Annotated in this window: 17 protein-coding genes; 7 read left to right on the top strand and 10 right to left on the bottom strand. The window is 70.3% G+C overall.

What is annotated here, in order from left to right; genetic code table 11:
- Positions 1 to 326: 326 nt before the first annotated feature.
- Positions 327 to 3,134, bottom strand: coding sequence for a hypothetical protein (locus AB0469_RS34040; protein WP_366455354.1), 2,808 nt, complete (start codon positions 3,132 to 3,134; stop codon positions 327 to 329).
- A gap of 206 nt (positions 3,135 to 3,340) precedes the next feature.
- Between AB0469_RS34040 and AB0469_RS34035 the strand changes: the two genes are divergently transcribed.
- The 3 genes from AB0469_RS34035 (at position 3,341) to AB0469_RS34025 (ending at position 5,600) form a co-directional block, all read left to right on the top strand.
- Complete coding sequence (locus AB0469_RS34035; protein ID WP_366455353.1) at positions 3,341 to 3,733, top strand: hypothetical protein; 393 nt, start codon at positions 3,341 to 3,343, stop codon at positions 3,731 to 3,733.
- 213 nt (positions 3,734 to 3,946) lie between these two features.
- The gene (locus AB0469_RS34030; protein WP_366455352.1) at positions 3,947 to 4,210 is read left to right on the top strand and encodes a hypothetical protein; all 264 of its coding nucleotides are present in this window, start codon (positions 3,947 to 3,949) and stop codon (positions 4,208 to 4,210) included.
- Positions 4,203 to 5,600 (top strand): zeta toxin family protein, encoded by a 1,398-nt coding sequence (locus AB0469_RS34025; protein WP_366455351.1) that lies wholly within the window; start codon positions 4,203 to 4,205, stop codon positions 5,598 to 5,600. Before AB0469_RS34030 ends, AB0469_RS34025 begins: the two co-directional genes overlap by 8 nt.
- Positions 5,601 to 5,637: 37 nt before the next feature.
- On the opposite strand, the gene AB0469_RS34020 is transcribed toward AB0469_RS34025, so the two are convergent.
- The 8 genes from AB0469_RS34020 to AB0469_RS33985 all read right to left on the bottom strand — a co-directional run bounded on the left by AB0469_RS34020 (position 5,638) and on the right by AB0469_RS33985 (position 14,870).
- Entirely contained in the window at positions 5,638 to 6,156 is a 519-nt protein-coding gene (locus AB0469_RS34020; RefSeq protein WP_366455350.1) for a hypothetical protein, read from the bottom strand.
- Between the two features lie 35 nt (positions 6,157 to 6,191).
- Complete coding sequence (locus AB0469_RS34015; protein WP_366455349.1) at positions 6,192 to 7,883, bottom strand: type IV secretory system conjugative DNA transfer family protein; 1,692 nt, start codon at positions 7,881 to 7,883, stop codon at positions 6,192 to 6,194.
- A 1-nt stretch (position 7,884) separates the two neighbouring features.
- Positions 7,885 to 9,438, bottom strand: a complete 1,554-nt coding sequence (locus tag AB0469_RS34010) for a type VI secretion protein (RefSeq protein ID WP_366455348.1) — start codon at positions 9,436 to 9,438, stop codon at positions 7,885 to 7,887.
- A complete protein-coding gene (locus AB0469_RS34005) occupies positions 9,438 to 10,964 on the bottom strand; it encodes an SCO6880 family protein (protein ID WP_366455347.1) in 1,527 nt (508 codons plus the stop codon). Before AB0469_RS34005 ends, AB0469_RS34010 begins: the two co-directional genes overlap by 1 nt.
- A complete protein-coding gene (locus tag AB0469_RS34000; protein ID WP_366455346.1) occupies positions 10,964 to 12,901 on the bottom strand; it encodes a hypothetical protein in 1,938 nt (645 codons plus the stop codon). The genes AB0469_RS34005 and AB0469_RS34000 overlap by 1 nt, the downstream gene beginning before the upstream one ends.
- Entirely contained in the window at positions 12,891 to 13,592 is a 702-nt protein-coding gene (locus tag AB0469_RS33995; protein WP_366455345.1) for a hypothetical protein, read from the bottom strand. The genes AB0469_RS34000 and AB0469_RS33995 overlap by 11 nt, the downstream gene beginning before the upstream one ends.
- Positions 13,593 to 13,693: 101 nt before the next feature.
- A complete protein-coding gene (locus AB0469_RS33990) occupies positions 13,694 to 13,996 on the bottom strand; it encodes a hypothetical protein (protein ID WP_366455344.1) in 303 nt (100 codons plus the stop codon).
- Positions 13,997 to 14,009: 13 nt separating this feature from the next.
- Entirely contained in the window at positions 14,010 to 14,870 is an 861-nt protein-coding gene (locus AB0469_RS33985; protein ID WP_366455343.1) for a hypothetical protein, read from the bottom strand.
- Between the two features lie 307 nt (positions 14,871 to 15,177).
- Between AB0469_RS33985 and AB0469_RS33980 the strand changes: the two genes are divergently transcribed.
- On the top strand, positions 15,178 to 16,302 hold the full coding sequence (locus AB0469_RS33980; RefSeq protein WP_366455342.1) for an NlpC/P60 family protein: 1,125 nt from the start codon (positions 15,178 to 15,180) through the stop codon (positions 16,300 to 16,302).
- The gene (locus AB0469_RS33975) at positions 16,299 to 16,919 is read left to right on the top strand and encodes a tetratricopeptide repeat protein (protein ID WP_366455341.1); all 621 of its coding nucleotides are present in this window, start codon (positions 16,299 to 16,301) and stop codon (positions 16,917 to 16,919) included. The genes AB0469_RS33980 and AB0469_RS33975 overlap by 4 nt, the downstream gene beginning before the upstream one ends.
- A gap of 172 nt (positions 16,920 to 17,091) precedes the next feature.
- Here AB0469_RS33975 and AB0469_RS33970 read toward each other — a convergent pair whose 3' ends face one another.
- On the bottom strand, positions 17,092 to 17,730 hold the full coding sequence (locus AB0469_RS33970; protein ID WP_366455340.1) for a hypothetical protein: 639 nt from the start codon (positions 17,728 to 17,730) through the stop codon (positions 17,092 to 17,094).
- Positions 17,731 to 17,853: 123 nt separating this feature from the next.
- On the opposite strand from AB0469_RS33970, the gene AB0469_RS33965 reads away from it, so the two are divergent.
- Both AB0469_RS33965 and AB0469_RS33960 read left to right on the top strand, forming a co-directional pair.
- Complete coding sequence (locus AB0469_RS33965; RefSeq protein ID WP_366455339.1) at positions 17,854 to 18,504, top strand: hypothetical protein; 651 nt, start codon at positions 17,854 to 17,856, stop codon at positions 18,502 to 18,504.
- A gap of 112 nt (positions 18,505 to 18,616) precedes the next feature.
- A complete protein-coding gene (locus tag AB0469_RS33960) occupies positions 18,617 to 19,501 on the top strand; it encodes a PhzF family phenazine biosynthesis isomerase (protein ID WP_366455338.1) in 885 nt (294 codons plus the stop codon).
- Positions 19,502 to 19,648 lie beyond the last annotated feature (147 nt).

The raw sequence follows: 19,648 nt of genomic DNA, 5'->3' as shown, positions 1-19,648 counted from the left end.
CTGCCTATGCTGCGTCCCATGGGACTGGTGCGCCGCGTACGACTTCTTCACCACCGCCGGTCCCTACCGTCCTCATGGGCATGCGGGCCCCTCGTCTTCTGTCCGCCGGAGGCGGTCCGGGCCAAGGCACCGGCGTGGAGGCAGGTCGAACCACACCTCGACGTACTGCGCGACCCGTTCGCCGCCGAATGCGAGGGCTGGTCGGGCCGTCCGGACACCTTCGACGGCTTCACCGCTCTGCTACAGGAATGGGGCGAGGGGGTCACGACAGGCCCACCTGAGCTGGGGCCTGGTGGGCCTGGTGGGCCCAAACCAAGTACAGCCTTCTACGTCGCCAGCCGAGGCGCGCGGGCCGCCCCGGGCATCGGGGTGGCCACGCGGGGTGCCGGAGCTGTCGCCTGGGGCATCGGTGGAATGTTGGGCTGGGTCGCCGACAGGCGGGACGCGTGAGTGCGGGCCGCATGGACCATCGTGTTCAAGGCCGCCACGTCCTCGGGGGCGAAGCGGCCCGACGCGACCGCGGCCGTGGCTGTCGCACCGGCGTGCTCGGCCACCGCCCCGTACGGGAGCGCCGCACGGCCCGGGCCTTCGGGAAGGTCGTGCGGGGGCAGTTGCCGCCAGGCTTCGCGCAGGGCGCGGATACGAGGGTGGTCCGAAGCCGCCAGCTCTCGGCCCATGTCGCTCCGGATCCAGGTCTGGAAGGAGCGGGTGACGTCCTCGCCGGCCTGTGTGGCGTCCTGCGCCGTGGCATACGGGGCCGGTGCTGCCAGGCCGTCGTACTGCTGGGAGGGGCCCTGCGGGCCGGGCTGTGGAGGAGTGTTGCCCGAGAGGTCCTGCCCGCCGTCGTCCGGGGGGCGGTGGGCCGCGCGGTGGCGGGCGAGTTGGGAGCCCTGGAGGGTGGTGGCCATGAAGCCCGCGGACACATTGCCGCTCTCCGGCGGCGCCACCTTGGCGTCGAAGGCGGCCAGACGCGCCATGTCCTCACCGCCGAACACGTGGCCGGGGAGCATGCGGGACGCGGCGCCGGTCACATCGACCGTGTGACGCCGGCCGTGCGCCTCGAGCTCCAGCCGGTAGCCGAGGTACTGCCGGTCGTCGTCGAAGACCAGCTCACCCCGCACCGTGCCGCCTGCGGACCGGACGGCCGACTCCATCGGGTCGAGGGCGTGTGGGAGGCGGGAAACCCGGCCGAGGCACGCCACGTACGCGTCTCCCTCGATGCCGAGCGATTCGCCCGTGCTGTCGAGGGCTTCGAGACGGACCCGGCCGTCGGGGGCGGTCACCGCACCGACTGGCCCGAGGTAGCGGCCGCCGTACACGACGAGGCGGCCATCGCCGCCGTACTCGGCGTCGTGTGCGCGGCGCAGGGCCGTGTACTGGGCGTCGTTGTGGAGGACAAAGGGCGCGTCCTTGCCGACCATGAAGACCCTGGCCTCGGGGTTGGCCTGGAGGATGATCTCTGCGTTCGCAATGGCGGCCCCGCCGACGCCGGCGACCACCCAGTCCTTTGCGACGGTCGGGTCGTAGTCGCCGTCGCCGATCTCGTCGCCCATGAAAACACGTCCGGGCGCGAGGGCGCAGGCCCGCTCCCAGGCCGCGGTCGCCCGGAGGGTCTCGGTCGCACCCGCGATGCGGGTGTCCTCCGAGGTGTTCAGGGCGTCGGAGACCCTCGGATCGGCCAGCAGCTCCAGGCTCGCCGTGGCTCGTCCCTCGCCGTCGGGGAGGGCGAGAAGGTGGTCACGGGCTGCGTCCGCTTCGGGGGTGCCGGTAGCTGCGAGGACGTCCGCGAGGACGTCGGCCGCTTCGCGTACGGTCGGCACTCGGCGGTCCGCGCCGGGGATGATCTCGGGCGGGATGCCGGTGGCGAGCAGCGGGGTGCCCTGGACCTCGACCTTCACCGGCTCGGAGCCGTCAGCCGGAACGATCTCGGCGATGAGGCGGCCTTCGGCGCTGACGCTGAGCTCCGCACGCCCGTCGATGAGAGGGCCGCGCACGGCCGCGGTGTCCTCCCACAGCTGGAGCGCGGGGAGGGGCACCCGTTCCTGCGGGTCGGCGAACTGGTACGGGTCGCCCATGCCGCTCTGGCGGAGGTGGCGGACCTGGTCGGCGGACTGGACGATCGCGACGATGGGGTCGACGTGCCACCTGCCACGGGCGTCGACGAGCAGGGCGCCCGGGTCCCGGCCGGCGAGCGCTGCGCCACCCCCGATCATGATCTCGAACTGCGGGTGTCGGCCTTCGGGAAGAACGGCCTGCTGGGCGCGGAGTTCAGCGAGCGTACGGCTGCTGAGCTCGGTACGACGACGGGCCGCTTCGGCGGTGGCCTGGCCCAGCTCCTCGCGGGGGACGGGGGTGCCGTCGGGGCGCAGTCCGGGCATGGGGAAGTCGAGCAGGGGCACCGCCTGCGGGGTCTGCGCTCGGGCGGCGCGCAGGGCCTGCGCGTCGGCGGGGGCGAGTTGTTCGGCAGGAACGGCGAGCGCGTCCATGGCATCACGTGTCGGCGCCGACAGATGCGGACGGAGGATCATCAGGCGCACCTTGGCGGCGTGCCCCTCGGCCATCCGGCTCTGCACGTCGTCCGCCGACGGCCCCGGCCTGAGCCCTGCCTCGTCGACGAGGACGGAGAAGCGGTCGCGGGCCTCCTGGCGGTCGGTGACGGTGAGCTCGACGTCGTTCATTCTTTGAGCGAGGTAGCTGAACTCGCCCACACGGCCGTGATCGGCGTCGGACAGCTCGAGATGCGCGGGCAGAGCGATGCCCGGGACCAAAACGTTCTCCAGCGGGACCCGTCCGCCCGTTGCCTTCCGCCCCCGTACGGAGAGCAGCTCGCCCACCTCGCGGGCCAAGAGCTGCTCGGCCTGTGCGGGCCTCGACGTGTCGGCCAGCTGGACGACGTACCGGTCGATCGTGGTGTTGGTGAAGGTGCGGGACGCCATCCGCTGTGGCAGGGCCGCAGTGTCGAGACGGAGCTCGATGGTCTTTCCGGTCGGGTCGCTGAGCAGGAAGAAGCGTCGGCCGTCCTGTTCGGTGAGCGTGCCGCCTTGCAGCTGTGTGGGGTAGAGGTCGCGCAGCACCCCGGGCAACGCGGACTCGGCTGCTGCGAGCAGTCGAGCTTCCCCCGTGTCCAGGTCCACTGTTGTCCCCCCATTTGGCCTGCCGACTCCATTAGGATCATGCCATGTTGATCACTCGTTCGGCACAGGAATCGCACCTCTACATGGATCTTCATCCCTGTGTGTGCGGAACGAACCGGTTCGACCGTGAACACCACGTGGAGAACCGCGAGGGTGTGCTGGTCAGCGTGTACGAGGGTCTCTGCCCGGAGTGTGGCCGTACCCGTGTGTTCGAATTCGTGTTCGCCGACGACCGGCCGGTGGCGCCCCCGGCGTTCGGAGGCCCCGAGCCCTCACAGATCATCGACCCGGGTGAGTTCCTGTGGGTCAGCGAACGGGTGTCGACCGAATCCGGGATCCGGCTCCTGAACACCGCGCCCACCGACCACCGTGACGTCCGTCCGGCCGTCGCTTACGGAGCGGCTGCCCTTGAAGAGGTCATCAAGTTCCTGCCGGAGGGCGCGGACCGGATTCCGGAAGACCGGTTCACCTCCGATCTGGGGCGGGAGAAGTACGCCAAGGACCCCTCCCGGTTCACGCGCAAAGACCTCACCGCTGCCTTGAAGCTGGACATGGACGTCCTGGCAGGGATCGACCACCTCAGCCCCCCGCAGGGCTGAGCCGCTTCGCCGCGCCGAAGGGATCATCGTCATGGGGCGGCAATCGACGATCTCGGCCGCCGATGCGACTGCTGCCGCAAGGAAACCCGGCCGATGCGGAAGCTCGGTCGACGCTGTCCTCGACCGGTACCGGGAAGCGCATCCGAGGGATCGGGTGTGACGGTGCAAACACCTGAGACGTAGGCTGCTCCGCTCGCCGCGAAGGAGAACCCCATGACCGCATCCGATCCGTACGAGAACGTGCCGACCGCGATGGTCTACGACACGTTCGCCGAGACCGCGACCCGGCTCAGCGGCTACTACAACAGCTTGTCCAATGCCGCTGCCACGCCCGAGGAACGCACGCGCTGGTGGGAGAAGGTGATGGAGCTGCGCGACACCAAGCGGGCTGTCCCCGCTCACGACCGTGCCCGGCTCATCGCGCACATCGAGCAGTGGCGGCTGGAGATCACGCGGATCAAGGACGCCCGTGGCTGAGGCCGGCGACTACTTCCTCACCGAGAAGGAACTGGCCGACCTGTTCGACGAGCGTGTACGCGACTTCGTCTTCCGCGGTTACGAACCCCAGGAGTCGCCCCCGCTGGTTCTGGTCGGCGGGCAACCGGCCGCGGGCAAGAGCCAGGCCATGAAGGCGGCGGTGGAACGGCACGGCGCCCAGCTCGTCCCGCTGACCGGGGACGAACTGCGCTTCATGCATCCGCGCTACGCCGAGCTCCTCAACGAGCAGCCCATGCTCTTCCCCAATGCCACCGGCCAGGCGTCCGGCGCCTGGGTGAGGATGAGCATCGATTACGCCTTCACCCACGGGTACGGGCTGATGCTGGAGGGGGTGTTCAGAGATGCGGAGATGACGGTATCGACCGCCGAGCGGTTCGCCGCCACCGGCCGACCGGTGGAAATCGTCGGCCTCGCGGTGTCCGGGGAACGCAGCCGGCTCGACAGCCTGCACCGCTACCTCGACGCGGGACGCTGGACGCCGCCCTCGGCGCACGACAGCGCGTACGAGATGATGCCGCGGACCATCGCGGCCGTCGAGGCGAGTCCTGCCGTACGCCGGATCACTCTCACCGACCGAACGGGCACCGACCTCTACGTCAACGAGCGACTCGACAACGGGCTCTTGAGCCACGCCGCCGAGGGCGCCGACACCCTCCGTGCCCTCCGGGCCCGGCAGCTTCCGCCGCAGGAGGCTTCCGAGTGGCTGGCGCGGTACCAGGACGTGGTCATGGAGTTCACGGCCCGCGGCGAGGTCAACGCGACCACCAGCCCGTTGCTGCACCGCCTGGCCCTCGACTCCGGCACGGTCGCCGCCATGCTCCCCGCCCGCAGTCCGGAACGTCTCCGTCATGAAGCGGTACGACCCATGATGGATGTCCTGAGTGACGGTCCCCTCTCACCCGCCAGGCCCCTGCCCCTCCTGCTGGTACCGGATGCGGAACTGGTCGCCCGTTCGGCAGACCTGGCCCGCGCGGACAGGGCGGCCTCCCTCGTCACACCGGTGGTGCCCCCACCGGATCCGACTCGGCAGCTGATGGAGAGCGGAGCGTCCCCCGAGCTCATCGAGCGGGCCAGGACCTCGGCCCGGGAAGACAGCGAACTCCTGGGCGCCCGGGAATCCAGGGCACGTGAGCAGGCCGGGCTACGGCTTCAGCAGCGGCACCTCATCACCACCGAAACCGATCGGCGGCGGAGCCTCGCGCCCGAGGCGGCCCAGGCCGAGAACACCCTGCGTCTCCGTATCCAGGAAACCTTCCGCGCGGCGCGTACACCGATACGGCCACCGGCCGCCCCGGCACCGCGGCTGCAGGGACCGAGCCTGGGTACCGGCACTGCACACGGGCCACGAAGTCGGGGCCGATCCCTGTAGGAATCCGGAACCGGGGCTGGCCTCCCCTGTGAAGCGGCTACAGCGGAGCGTCGAACTCGGCTTCGCGGCGGGCGAGCTCGGCAGCCGCCGGGTGGGCAGCGGGAATCGTCGTCGCGTCCGAGATCGTCAAGTACAGCTCGAAGTCCTCTGCGCTGCCGGGCGGCGCGGGGACGAGGAGCGGGGGTTCCTGGTGGGTGCCGGTCGCGCAGGCGGGGAGCTTAAGGCGCGGGGTGAGGGCGTGCAGGGTGTTGATCCAGTCGGCTTCGGCGAGCTCGCGTCCGGGTGCCTCTTCGCCGGCGTAAGTGCGCATCCAGCCGGTGTAGAGGGCGGTGAGGTGCTCGACGACCGCAGGGTGCCGGTACCAGCAGTGGGTGATGGTGTTATGGAGCTCGAAGGTGGTACGGAGCCAGTCGACCCATCCGCCGAGCTCGCGCATCCGGGTCCGCCGCTCCGCGGGTTGCATAGCCACCCACACCCAGCGCTGCGGCTCGGGCTTCTGGGCGGCGGCGCCGGTCGGCATGGGCCAGAGGTCGGCGGGGTTCATCGGGTAAGGCACGTGCGCCTCCTGGGCGGCTTCGGTGATTGTCGGCGTCACTTCTTGGCGAAGGTGACCTTTGGCGCGGCCAGAAGCTTCTTGAGGTCCTTCTCACGGAAGGTGAGGCGCATCTTCACCTTGATCGGCGGGAGGTTGGTGTACTGGGCGATCGCGGTGAAGTCCGGGAGCTGCTGGAGCGAGTGAACCGGGGCGAGGTCGGTCTCGGTGGCCTGGGTGTTGGTGGAGTGCTCGCCGCGGGAGCGGCCGTGGCTGGTCTTCATCACCTCCGTGCGTCCGTAGAGGCCGGAGAAGTAGCGCAGGGTCTCCAGGTCTCCGCAGCCGGGCAGCAGCATGCGCAGGCCGCTGGCGGACAGGACGGTGTTGGCCTTCTGGGCCCCGAGGGATTCACGGAGCTGGGAGAGGTCGTGCCAGACGGTGAGCAGGGTGATGCCCATGCCACGACCGGTGGTGAGGATGTTGGGCAGGCGGGGGTAGCGGAGCATGTTGCCGGCCTCGTCGACGAGGATGCCGACGCTCGGATCGATCGGCGTGCCGGTGGAGTTGTACAGGGCTTCCGCGGCGTGGATCGCTCCGGCGATCAGGGAGCTGATGAGCGGGGCGAAGCGGTCGGCGTCGGCCTCGGAGGCGATGATGCAGATGGTGCCCCGCTTCTCGAGCCACTCCTCGAAGGTGAAGTCGGAGCGGGAGCAGGTCTCACGGACCTCCTCGTCTGCGAAGACGCGGGCCAGGACATTGAGGCTGAACTGGATGGATCCAACGCCGTCCTCGTGCAGGCGCAGCCACGGGGAGGCGTAGTCTTCGGCGACGTCGGTGTAGCCGTGGGCGAGGAGTACGGCGCGGACGTGGTCGACGGCGTCCTTGCCGAGTGAGATCCAGCGGCGCATGTCGCCGATGCCCCCGCCGGAGAGGCGGGCGGCGAGGAGGATGCCCTTGAGGATGCTCTTGGCCTGGTCGATCCACGGCGCGGCCCGCGTGTCGTCACCCGAGGACGAGGCCTCGGCCAGCCAGGAGGCCATGCGGTCGGCGGCCTTTGCGTCGGTGGAGTACTCGACCGGCGACCAGTGGTCGCCGCCCCGTCCGGGGATACCGGCCGGGGCGATGACCCAGACCGGTCCGATGGCACGGCGACGGGCGTAGATGACGTCCAGGTCGGCGGCCTTGGTGGTGGTCACCACCAGCGGTCCGGCCCATTCGGCGGCGTTCGGCAGGACCAGACCCGTCGTCTTCGAGGATCCGGGTACGCCGAAGACGGTGGCGGAGATGTTGGGCTGCGCGGCGACGATCTTCTTGGTGCCCATGCCGCGTCCGGCGGTGATGCGGTTGACGCGCCGAGCTGGGTCATCGAGCGCGGCCATCTTCCGTTCGGTCTTCGATCCGCCCCACTGGGCGCCGCCGGTGCCCTTGCGGAACGAGGACAACAGGACGGCGGCCTTGACGGCGGCGACGCCGATGGCCAGGACCAGAGATGCGGTCAGGGCGTAGAACAGCCAGGAGGGCGGGGCCGGGTGGAAGACGGACGCGGGGCCTTTGGCCAGGGCGTAGACGACGGTCTCGGGGAGGCCGTCGTCACTGCGGGCCCAGCCCCGCCCCGACAGCAGGGCGGCGAGGGGCCCGGCGATCAGGACGGCTCCCGTCACCGTGACGACGAGGCCGACTCCGTACGCGGCGAGGAGCGTGTTGTCGTCCACCGTTGAGGGGGTCGACGAAGGGGTCGTGCGGTCGAACACGTCAGATCACCATCCGTTCGTCGGTCTCGAAGAGACTCATCTCGGTACGAGACAAGATCAGTTGGACCGCGTGGGAGCCGCCGCCCCGGCCGACCTTCCACAGGGCACGTCCACGCTGGGCCGCTCCCCAGGAGCCGATGAGGTCGCATTCCGCGGAAGTAAGGCCGATCGCCTCGCGGGTGAAGGCGAGGGGGCGGGTGTCCTGGGCGAGCTGGATGCGGGTCTCGCAGCTGGAGATCAGGTCGCGGGCGATGGCGACGGCTTCGGATCCGGCCGCACCGACCGACTCGAAGTCGGAGAGGCGGTGGGTGGCCAGGATCTGAATCGTGCCCGTGGCCCGGGAAAGACGCAGGTCGGCGTCGATCTTCTTGACCATCGCGGCGCCTCCTGAGCGCATTTGGCGCCACAGTTCGTCGCGGATGACGATGCGGGGTGCCTGCCCGGGCCGGTCGATGGCCGCTTGGGCCCAGGAGGACACGCAGGACAGGACCATGGCCACGGTCTCGTCGCCGTACGGGGTCAGGGCGCTGATGTCGACGCTCTGGATCGGTGCGGTCCAGTCCAGGCCGAGGGAGGTCTCCTCGTCGAAGAGGCCGCCGAGGTGGCCGGTGACCATGATGCCGAGGGCCGAGCGGATCGAGGCCATGGACTCCCGGGCCCGCTGCACATCTCCGTCCCGGATCCGCAGCTCTCGCGCCATCAAGTCCGTGGGGTCACGGAGTTTGTCGTAGACCAGAGGCAGCGTCGGAGTACGCAGGGACGTCGTCCCGTACAGCTCCCCCGTCAGGTCGCGGACCGCGATGTCGAGGGCTTCCTCCTCCTGCGGCTGCAGGGTCCGCCGCAGCTGCAGCTCCAGCAGAGCCTTGAGAAGGGTCAGACGGCGCCGGTGGATCTCCGTCAGCCGGCCCTTGAGGACCGCGGGGTCCTTGATCTCGTCGAGGTCCTGGCCGAGCGGTCCGGCGTCGAGGGGGTTGAGGCGTCCGGGCAGGCCGGGACCGAGCCGGACCGGCTCGACACCCAGGTGGCGGCACATCGCCGCGTACTCCCCCTTCACGTCCCCGGCGATCAGCGCCTTGTGCCCGAAGGCCATCAGGCGGAAGGCGAGGGCCTTGACGTGCGCGCTCTTGCCCGATCCCGGGATGCCGGTGATCATCACGTTCGGGTTCGTGACCAGGCCCTGCTGCACCCACACCGTCGGGTGGGCGGAGAACGCCGCCGTGGTCAGGACGTTGTGCCCGATGTACGCGCCGATCGCGGGCAAGCCGGCGGCGTGCAGAAACGGGAACGCCCCGGCCGCGTTGAGGGTCGTGCTGCGGACGACCTCGGCGCGCGGGAGCGAGGCCGCCCGGCCCGCGAACGGCCCCTTCCACCCCTTCTTCGGGGCGACCCGCATCACCGAGGCCGGGTCCTCCAGCAGCCGGGCCTCGCGCTGTTCGCGGGCGGTGACGGGCACGGGGCGCCGGCTCGCGGGGACGGGCGCGAGCCCGGCGGCCTCGCGAAGCCCCGTCTCGGCCAGCAGGGTGTCGTCGTCGGTGTTGCGGCGCAGGAAGCCCATCAGAAGGCCCCCCGCCGGTCGGGCAGGCCCTGGCCCAGGGGCAGGGCGCCAGCGGCGAAGCCGACGTCCTGGGTGCCCCACATCCGGCGCAGCTCCAGGCTGGCGGCGCCCGCGTCGGCCTGGATCTCCGCGCAGGCGGTCTCCAGCTCGTCGGGGTCGGTGACGGTGACGCACAGGATCGCGGTCATGCGGACCACCCCTTCGCCGGCTGCGCGCTCGGCGTCCTGGCGGCGCGCGATCATCTCGGCGCGGCGCTCGTCCTCGCTCTCGTCCCGGCCGGTCTTCGCGCGCAGCTTGCGGGCGGCGTTGCGCTTGGTGGTCTCGCGGGCGAGCTCGCTGCGCGCCCGGCGGGGGCCCAGCGGCTCGTAGACGAGGGACAGGCTGCGGCGGGCGTTGGAGCGCGGGCGCAGGAGCGGCTGGAGGAAGGTGGCGTAGACCTGGGACTGGGGCCAGCCTCGGACCTGGTAGGAGACGGTCCAGGCGCCGTCGTGCTGATAGACGCCCATACCGGTCTCCGCGTATGCGGGCCCGGCGAGCTCGACGTCGACGCCCGGCGCCACACCCTCCCAGCCCGGCTGGCCGGCGACGGCCTTGCGGGTCGCGAGCATGACCTGTGCGTCGGGGTCGTAGGCGGTGCGGATGGTCTGGGCGACCCCTCGCGGGTCCAGCCACTCCTCGACCTGGAGGCTCGCGCTGGACAGGGCCTGGCCCATCGCGTGGAGTTCGCGGACGAGGACGGCGGCCGCGCCGACCTGGCCGCCGCCGGCGCCCTTGATGGCCAGGCGTGCGCGGGAGGCGGACAGGGTCACCGAGAGGTAGGTCTCGCGGGCGGAGGCGGACGGGCCGGCGCCCTCCATCACCTCGGTGAGCGCGGTCACGGCCGCGGCGGGTGCGTCCGCGCTGATGTGCCGGGCGGTCCAGGACGCCAGCGCGGCGCCGTCGTCCGGCAGGACCCGCTGGTGCACGCTCAGGCGGGTGATGGGCGAGTCCTCGGTGCAGTACGTGCGCAGCAGCGCCGCCCATCCGGCAACGCGGGTGGCCTGCCGGTCGGTGTCGATCAGGGCCAGGCCCGGGTACGTCACGCGGGCGATGGCCGTGTAGGTGGCGGCGACCGGGTCGTGGCAGATGCCGAGCCGACCGCCGAGACCGTCCGGGGCCTCCAGGATCCGCAGCCGGGCCAGGGTGCCCGGCAGATCCATGGGCTGCTCGCCCGTCTCCTTGCGGTGCGGGGCCAGGGCCCCGCTGTGGAAGATGTTCCGGCGGGTTGCCACGGCGATCTGGTGCCTAACTGCGAGAAGGATCCACTCGTCGGCGGACAAGCCCATGACCCGGCCGAAGGCGAGGCCGACGAGGAGGAGACTGATCGGGATGCAGACCAGCGCCGCCGTCCAGCTCCCGAGGTTGAGCGGCAGGAGCAGCAACAGCGAGGCCACGGCGACGAGCGCGAACCCGGGCCCGGACATGTGCCCGAACCACCCGCTGCGCTCGGACTGCCAGCCCCCGTACGTGGGGGGACTCTGCGCCATCAGTTCTCCTTACCGGGCGACGGCGGGTCCATGGGCTGGGTGCCGTCGTACATCTGCGTGGGCTCGGCAGGACTGACCTGGATCCCCTGCCGGGGTGGCGGCGGGGGGACCTCAACGAACCCGCCCACGGGCGAGACCGTCTCCGGCACCTCGGACTCCGAAGGCCCCGGCTGCGCACCGCCGGTCCTCTGCTGGCCGATCACGACGTGCCGGCCGCCGGGAGCACCGTGGCCCAGCCCGGCATTGGCCGCCGTGTTGGCCATGCCCGATTCCATGACGTCTTTGCCGACGGCCGCGAGCTGGAGTCCGACAGCGGCCTTTGACACGCCTTGGGCGAAGGCGCCTCTTCGGGCCGCTCCGCCCAGAACCGCGCTGCCGCTGCCGCCGTCCGTCGGCGCTGTGGCTTCCTGCTCCAGGGCCTTGGTGTAGCCGCTACCGCCGCCGACCGCACCGGCGCCGTCGCCGCCGGATCGCGAGGGGGCCGACGAGCCGATCGAGCTCATCAGCCCGGAGAACGCGCTGTTGCCGTCGCCGTTGCTGGTGAAGGTCATGAACTTCGCGAGGACCGGCCAGCAGAAGCAGGCACCCAGGAAGATCACGAGTCCGACGATCACGTTCTGGATGCCGGTGCTCTCGCCCATGGCGAAGAACCCGATCGTGAACAGGAGGACGATCACCGGCTTCATGAGGATCAGACTGATCATCGCGTTGCGTGCGGAAGGCCACCAGTTCTTGGTGGAGTCCGTGATCTCCCCCGTCAGCACGATCGGCATGGCGACGACCAGAACCATGATCCCGGCCTGGCGCATCAGCATCTCGATCCACAGCGCACCGATCGCAACGATGGAGATGACTCCGAGGACGATGACCACCCCGACGGCGGCCGGCGCGAGAGCCTCGCCCGTGACCATGGCTCCCCCAACCGCGGCAGCCCCGGTGCCCGTGGCCAGGGCGCCGAACAACTTCCCGAGCTGCTGCTGCATCGCCTCAGCGCCGCCGCCCTCCTTCCCGAAGGAGAACTCGATCATCCATGTGGAAAGTTCGTCGGCGAGCCGGAGCGCCTGGTCGGTGAAGATCAGGTACACGCTGCTGACGACCGCCCATTTGAACAACCCGCCCACGGCGGTACCTGCGAGTTCCCCACGTTGGGAGATGGCCGTCTTCCCGAACTGGATCAGCATCAGGAACGCGGCGAGCATCGCACTGATCGCCATGGTGATGCCCAGCGGCTTGCCGATACCGGCCTGACCGAGCTTGATCCTCGACGAGTCGTTGAACAGCTTCGCAAATTCCTCGAGAAGCCACACCACCCCCTTACCGATGTAGCTGGCGGCCTCCTTCAGGGCGTCGCTCGCGAACTTGGAGATCTGCCCCGCCGCCCAATCCTTGATGCTCGGCTCCAGCGGCAGGTTCGGCCCGAACTCATTCAGGCAGACCTTGAACGGCTTACCCTCGTTCACACATTCCGTCAGGGCCTTGTTCAGCTTGGGATAGTTTTCCAGCTTCTGCTTGTCCTTGTTGGCATCCTGCCATTCCTTGAGCCGCTTGAGCTCGAACTCTTTCTGTGCATCCTTGTCGCAGCTCGCGGGATTCGTAGGCGTTGGCTTGATGTCGGCGGCCGTTCCGTCCGCGTTTTCGCAGATTTCGAGACGCCCGGGGATCTCGCCAGGATTGGCCTGACGACAAGCCCTAAAATCGCTGATACGCCCTGCGTAGCAGTAGTGCCCTTGTTGGTCGATCCCGATTTCCCCGTCGGCACTCGCCTGGAAATCATCTGGAATCGGCTGGGGTGGGCCAACATTGGAATACCATTCAGGCTTGCCCGGCCTTTCGTCCGCCACGGCCGGCGCCGAGAACGCGCCCAGAGCACATAGCAACGTCGCGACCAGAACCAGCAGAGCCCGCGCCAGGAGAAGCAATGAAGCCTTAGCCTGCATGCTGGACCTGCCTCCACCCGTCGAGCCAGGCAGTCGCGGACCCAGGGGAGTACGTCATGGGGTAGTTCGAGTGCTTCACGTAGTCCGGCTGGTTGGTGATTCGCCACATCCCGTTCTGCCAGCGCAGAATCACGTTGGTGAGCTGGTTCTTCAGCGGCTTTTCGTCAGGCTGTCCATTCGGTCCTGTCGCGTACCGGTCGTAGGCCAGCCAAACCTCAACGACAGCACCAGGCTTCTCTCCCTCCACCGGCAGCGAGTATGTACGTTCCGCAATGACCGACGTAGTGAAAGTGATGCCCGACGGGGTGCCGCCCGAGGGCGGGAGCCCGATCCCCTCCCGCAGCTTGCGCACTTCGGAGACCTGGTGGTCGATGTAGTCCTTCGAGTCGGGCGAGACCACAGCCTCCAGCTGCTGCCGCGCCTTCTGGTCATCCAGCCAGGCGTACTCCTCCCACCAGTACACCGCCGCACTGATGGCCCCAGTAGGTGAGGGAGCGAATCCCGTGGCCACGCCGTTGGCGTGGTCCTTCGGCTTGTCCAGGACCATCTTGAAGCCCGTCTCCGGCGTCTTCGGTCCTTGCTTCCCGGGCGCCGACATCGACGGCGCGCCCGAAGGGGCCTGCCCGGGGGCTCCCGACGCTGCGGCACCCGCAGCGGGAGTCCCAGATCCGCCGCCGTCGTTCAGCAGCACTGCTGCCGTGTACCCGCCGCCGACGAGGAGTGCGGCCGCGAGCACCCCCAGGCCGACGAGAGTCAGCCGGGCTCGGCGCGCCTTCCGGTCGGTCCCGGAGCTCACTTGTTGCCGATCAGGTTGTACGCCATCAGCACCAGGGCCGAGGTTGCGCCGATGCCTCCGGCCCCGATCAGCGAGGCCAGCACGCCTGTCTTGCCGCGGGCGGCGAGCTGCGCGTTGGCGCTGTTGTGGCCGACGGCGATGGCTGCCCAGGACAGGAGGCCGCCCAGGACCGCGACCGCCAGCCCGACACCGGCCGCCCAGCCCAGGATCGTGGAGACCGCGTCGTTCAATTTGTCGGGGACCGCGGGGGTGAACTTCGGGACGACGTCGTCGGCGAGAACGAAAGTGATCACGCTCATGGGGAGACACCTCTTAGGCAGGAAATGCAGGGGATACGGGGCGCAGAACCGCCGGCTGCGGGGCCGGCGGGAGCGGAGCGCCCCAGGATTCGTGGGCCGCGGACAGGACGGCGGCGGCGATGCGGGCCGCCGCCTGCCGGGTGCGGCCGTGGACACGTCCCGAGCGCAGGCCGTTGGCCCGCAGGGTGGTGTCGTACGGCAGGTGGACGACTTCGGCCGTCCGGCCGGAGAGCATCGTGGCGGCGGCGCGGACGACCGGGGGCAGCCGTCCGTCGCCGGTGGCGACGAGCACCGCGACCACCCGGTGGAGCGGCAGGTTCTCCGCCGACATCACCATGACGGCTTGCTGGAGCGCCTGGACGCCCTCGGCCGAGGCCGCCGCGCACAGGACGGGCACCGCGTACGGGAGGGAGAGCCAGGTCCGGGTCTGTCCGGGCAGGCCGGCGCAGCGCGCGGTGAGCAGGTCGTGGGTCACGGGGTGCGTCGTGTCGGCCACCACCGCCTGCCAGCCGCCTAGTGCTGCGAGTTGGTACCACGCGGCGGGGTCCGAGGGAAGGTCCAGAGGAGGGGCGCTCCAGTCCCGGCCGTCGGTCAGGAGACCCCACTCACCCGCCGGGCCGCCCATCACGGCGCAGGCGGAGCGTACGGCCTCCCTGGAGGCGGGCTCCGCGGGCGCAAGTGCGGACAGGCCGCCACCAGCCGGACCCGTGGTCCACGCAGGCCAGGGCGAGGCCAGCCGAGGGGTGGTGTCGAGTACCACCGTGTCGCCCGCGGCGGCCAGTTCGGTCGCGAGCAGGAAGGCGAGCGTCGACCGCCCGGCCCCACCCGTCGGCGCCAGTACCGGTACCGTCAGCCGAGCATCGGCAGGCAGCACGCCCAGGAATTCTGGACGTTTCCGCATTAATCCCCCCAGAGAAGCGCAGCAAATGCTTGCTTGCGCAAATTTTGCACACTCGAACAGCAGAAGTCTCGAGCGCCAACACCCTACCTTGTAGATCTGACAGACCAGCAGAAGTATCCACTAACCTCACCACGCAGTGGAGGTGGCATAGTGTCACGCACCATCACAGGAGTCGGCCCGCTCACCGACCTGTTCGAGCCAGGCCGAAACCCTCTTTGATGGAGCAAACGATGGGGTGGCCGCCGGGGCACGGGCGGGATGGGGAACCGGGGGGAGACACGTGGCGTCTAGGAAGTGGATCGCCGCTGCCGCAGCGGGAATCGTCGCCACCCCTGTGGCGATCGGGCTCGGCATGGTGATGCTGGTCGCCGTGCTCGCCGACGACGGGAACCGCGGAGCCGGCGGCAGCTGGCCGACCGCGAGCAGCCTCAAGATCGGTGGAGCAGACGGCGTCCCGCCCCAGTACGCGCAACTCATCCTCGACGCGGCCGCGCACTGCGACGAGGGCCTGCCGCCGGCCATCCTCGCCGCCCAGATCTGGGCCGAGTCCACGTTCAAGCCCGACGCCGTCTCCCGCGACCCCGCCACCGGCGCGCCGATCGCCTACGGCATCTCGCAGTTCATCCCCAGTACATGGGCCACCGAGGGAATCGACGGCGACGGCGACGGCGACAAGGACGTCATGGACCCCAAGGACGCCATCCCCTCCCAGGGCAGGATGATGTGCGACCTCCTCAGGACCGCCAAGCAGCACCCCGATTACAGCGGCTCCCCCGTCGAACTGGCCCTGGCCGGGTACAACGCCGGCTGGGGCGGGGTGGAGAAGTACCACGGCGTCCCGCCGGCCTCCTTCGCGGGCGGGCAGACGTACGACTACGTCAAGGCGATCATGGAGAAGTCCGTCCAGTACACCGAAATGACACCCGGCGGCGCGGTGGACCTGCCCCCTGGCTTCGATCTCCCCGCCAACACGCCTCCCCAGGTCCGCACCGCCGTGGCATGGGCCCTCCAGCAGAAGGGCGGCTGGTACCACCTCGGCGGGGACTGCACCAACCCCCACGGCCAGGACCCGGACCAATGGTGCGACTGCTCCTCACTCATGCAGCAGGCCTACAAGGCCGCCGGCATCGACATTCCGAGGGTCACCTACGACCAGATCAACCTGCCGAACCATGTCGACCTCGACCATCCCAAACCCGGCGACCTGGTGTTCAACCCCGGCAGCGACGGCAGCGAGTCCTCCCCCGGTCACGTCGGCATGTTCATCGGCGGGGCGGGCAACGGCTTCGTCATCGAGGCTCCGCGCACCGGCGTCCAGACGCGCATCGTCACGTACGACAGCTGGCGCAACTCCACCAGCTACATGACCAAAGTGACCGGAATCCGCAGGGTCGTGAACTGGTGACCCAAGACGAGCACACCACGACGGGAACCACGCAGATGACGGACTCACCCGACCTCTACCATCCGTGGGGCATCGTCAGCCCCGCGTTCTGGACCGGCTCCGAGCCCGACCAGCCACCGACATCACCTGCCCCCTCTCCCCTGGCCGCGATCCAGGATGCCGCGGCGGCAGGCCTGCACGAGAAGGCACTGGCCCTGGCCGAGGAACTCGACGCCACCACGACCGCCCTTCATGGCGAGATCCATCTCGACACGATCCAGGTGCGCGAAGTCCGGGGCTATCTGACCGATCTGACCGGCCGCCCGGCCGAGGCCCTGGACTGGTACCTCCACACCCTCCGTCTGCGCGCTCGGCTCCACGGCCCCGACTCCCCCGACACCGAATCCGCCGCCCGCCGCACGTACAGCCTCTGGCGCACCCTCCCACCCCTCGAAGCCCAGGACACCGCCCCCGCCCTGCTTGCCGCCCTCACGGAAACCCAGGGTCCGAACTCCCCGGCCGCCCGCTGGACCCGCCGTCGCAGCGCCGAACTGGCGGTGCATCCGAAGGAACCGCCGGTGGGCGAACGGTCTGAGCCGATCCGGCGCGACGAAGAGGCCGCTCCGGAGCCGGCCTGACCGATTCCTGTCGTCGAGCGCTGCCCGGCCTACGTGGAGGTGGTCGTCGTCGGCGATGCGGGCTGCCTGGGCGGCGGCACGACCCGCGTCCAGGTGCTCGGGGCCTTCAAGCGGTTCCCCCGCCGGGGGTCCCCGTCGCGAGGCAGGCAGCCGCACCCGGTCCCGTGGAACGTCACAGGGTGCCGGCGTCGGGCCAGTGGGACCAGTGGGTGTTGGGCGGGAGCGTCGGGCGGTAGCGGGTCGGGTCGCCGGAATCCAGTACCTCGGCGAGCATCCGGAAGGTTTCGTGTTCGCTGGGGCTGGTCTCCCAGAAGTCCTCCGGCTGGTTCCACTCGTCCAGCCGCAGCAGCTCCGGGAGGTCGGCGGGAAGGCCCGCCCGCAGCTCTCTCCCGTCGGCCAGGAGGAGTTCCCGGTGCGCGGGTGCCAGCAGCCGGAACACGTCCTGCAGCGGGGTGCCGGCGTCGGCGGCGACCGTCAGTGCCCTGCCGCGGACGACCACCGGCGCCCCTCCCCCGTACTCCTCGACGCCCAGCGGATCGATCTCGCGCATGTTCTCCACCCGCTCCAGGAAGGCGCCGTACCCGGGCTCGCCGCTCGTGAGGCAGTTCCCGAAGCGGTGCACGACGTCGACGAGGTTGCCCATGCGCGGGTTGTAGCCCAGCAGTTCGGCGACCACGGCCCAACGCGTGGAGTCGCCGAACAGGTGGATGCGTGCGTCGACGGGGTAGGAGTAGCCGTTGTCCAGGTCGGGGAAGGCCGACCGGTCCGCGCAGAGGTCGAACTGGCCGAGTATCGCTGAGGTCGTCATCACCGCTCCAGGCTAGGACCCGGGCGCCGTGGACCCGACTTTTGTCCGCGGACAAAAGTCGAGGGGACCCAGGCGTGCGCCGCCGCGCTCCGGCCGTTGTCAGTGCCGGTCGGCATCATGGTGATCATGAGTCACAACATCGCCTACTCCACCGCCGACAAGGCCGACGTCCTGGCCTTCCTCGGAAGCAACGGCCGTCTCACGGAAAATCAGTCGCGCCGTCTCGACGGCATGCGCCGGGATGCACAGGCCCATCAGGACGATCTGTACCACCAGGGCGTCGACTGGGGTCTGACCGTTCCCGAGGCACTGGAGCACCTCCTGGCGGGACACACCGACTCGGACGCGGAGTGCGCCGGCAACGCGTACAACGCGGCGCTCCAGCACATCATCGACCACAACGCCTCCGACCCGTCCCACCTGGGCACCTACTCCATGCCCGCCAGGTTCTTCGGCCTGGTCGACGATGCGATGCGCCGTCTCGGCGTACCCGCGGACCTCCTCCCCCAGGGCTACCTGTACAGCGAGCTGCCCGACGGGTTCCCCTCCCTGCCGGGATCCGTGGACGGGTATCCCGCCATAGGCCACCTGCCGCTGGCCAAGGCGAAGCCCGCCGCGGACGCCTACCGGGCCGTCCTCGACCGGTTGGACCCCGACTTCCGTTACGACGTCCAGGAACTCATCGACAAGCTCGACTTCGAGCACGCCGAATGGGCGTTCGCCACGGAGAAGATCGACTGGTACACCCAGGACACGCTCTTCTTCAAGCTCACCTGACCGAGCTCGTCCGGCCCCCTCCCCCGTCCGGTTCGAGGGGGTGTCCGTACCGACCCGATGGGCAGAGCTACTCCGTACCAGCCGTGGCCCGCAGCGGAGAGGAACCATCAGGATGGCCGGACCCGAACCGTCTGCAGTGATCGTCCATGCCTGTCTGCGCGACGGCCTCGGCGGCAGCCCCACCGCGGTGGTGCTGGACGAGGACCGGCTGAGCGATGAGGACCGCCGACGCGTACCCGTGGAGTACGGAACCTCGCACGCCGTCTTCCTCCGAGTCGGCGGCGGGGAACGGGCGGAGACCGAGTCCTCCCCCTGCGTCCGCGTGCGCTTCTTCACCTCCCGGGGCGAGCTGCCCGCCTGTGGCCACGGCACGGTCGCCGCGCTGGCGTTCCTCGCGGCCCGGGCCGAGGCCGAGGGAAGCTACCGGGCCAGGTTCCACACGGCCGTGCGCGTCTTCGACGGCTGGGCGGTACGCGACGGTGCGGGTACGGCTGCGGCCTTCGATCCCGGCCCCGTCAGCCTGCGCCGGCCGACCGCGACCGAACGGGCCTCCGTCCTTTCCGCCCTGGGGATCGCCTCGGACGCGGCCGGCTCGGAGGTGCGGGTGGCGGGGGTGGGACGCGAGCGCCTGCTGGTGCCCGTCACCGACCGTGCCGCGCTCGCGGCTCTGGTGCCAGACCTCGACCGGCTCCGTGACGCCTGCGACCGTGCGGGCCTGCTCGGCGCCTACGTCTACTCGCCGCCCTCCCCCGCCGGCACGCTGGCGGCCCGGATGTTCGCACCGTCGATCGGTGTCCCGGAGGACGTCGCCAACGCCAACAGCACCGCCTGCCTGGCCGCCCACCTGGCCGGGCAGGACGTCACGGAGATCGCTGTCGACATGGGCGACGCCGTCGGCCGCCCCGCCACGATCACCGCCACGGCCCACCCGGGACCTTCGGGCCCGCGGATCCGCGTGGGCGGCACCGCCACGGCCGGGCCCCTCCCCCAGCCCTGAGACCTGGCCGAGGAAGGCGAAACGGGGGCCGACTTTTGTCCGCGGACAAAAGGACAGGCCCCCGCACGGCCCACCCCGCCCCCCGCCCCCGGGGCGGGCGGGAGCACGGCCGGCAGCGCAAGGGGGCAGACGCAGCCCGGCAGCGCC

The organism is Streptomyces sp. NPDC093801 (assembly GCF_040701585.1).
Classification (GTDB): Bacteria; Actinomycetota; Actinomycetes; order Streptomycetales; family Streptomycetaceae; genus Streptomyces.
Note: the sequence above shows the minus strand (reverse complement) of the source record. Positions and strands in the feature narration are given on the sequence as shown.

Excerpts from the sequence above, each read along its gene's own strand:
- AB0469_RS34010 (WP_366455348.1), bottom strand. The coding sequence starts at position 9,438 with ATGGGCTTCCTGCGCCGCAACACCGACGACGACACCCTGCTGGCCGAG.
- AB0469_RS33960 (WP_366455338.1), top strand. The coding sequence starts at position 18,617 with ATGGCCGGACCCGAACCGTCTGCAGTGATCGTCCATGCCTGTCTGCGC.
- AB0469_RS33990 (WP_366455344.1), bottom strand. The coding sequence starts at position 13,996 with ATGAGCGTGATCACTTTCGTTCTCGCCGACGACGTCGTCCCGAAGTTC.
- AB0469_RS34005 (WP_366455347.1), bottom strand. The coding sequence starts at position 10,964 with ATGGCGCAGAGTCCCCCCACGTACGGGGGCTGGCAGTCCGAGCGCAGC.
- AB0469_RS34030 (WP_366455352.1), top strand. The coding sequence starts at position 3,947 with ATGACCGCATCCGATCCGTACGAGAACGTGCCGACCGCGATGGTCTAC.
- AB0469_RS33965 (WP_366455339.1), top strand. The coding sequence starts at position 17,854 with ATGAGTCACAACATCGCCTACTCCACCGCCGACAAGGCCGACGTCCTG.
- AB0469_RS34000 (WP_366455346.1), bottom strand. The coding sequence starts at position 12,901 with ATGCAGGCTAAGGCTTCATTGCTTCTCCTGGCGCGGGCTCTGCTGGTT.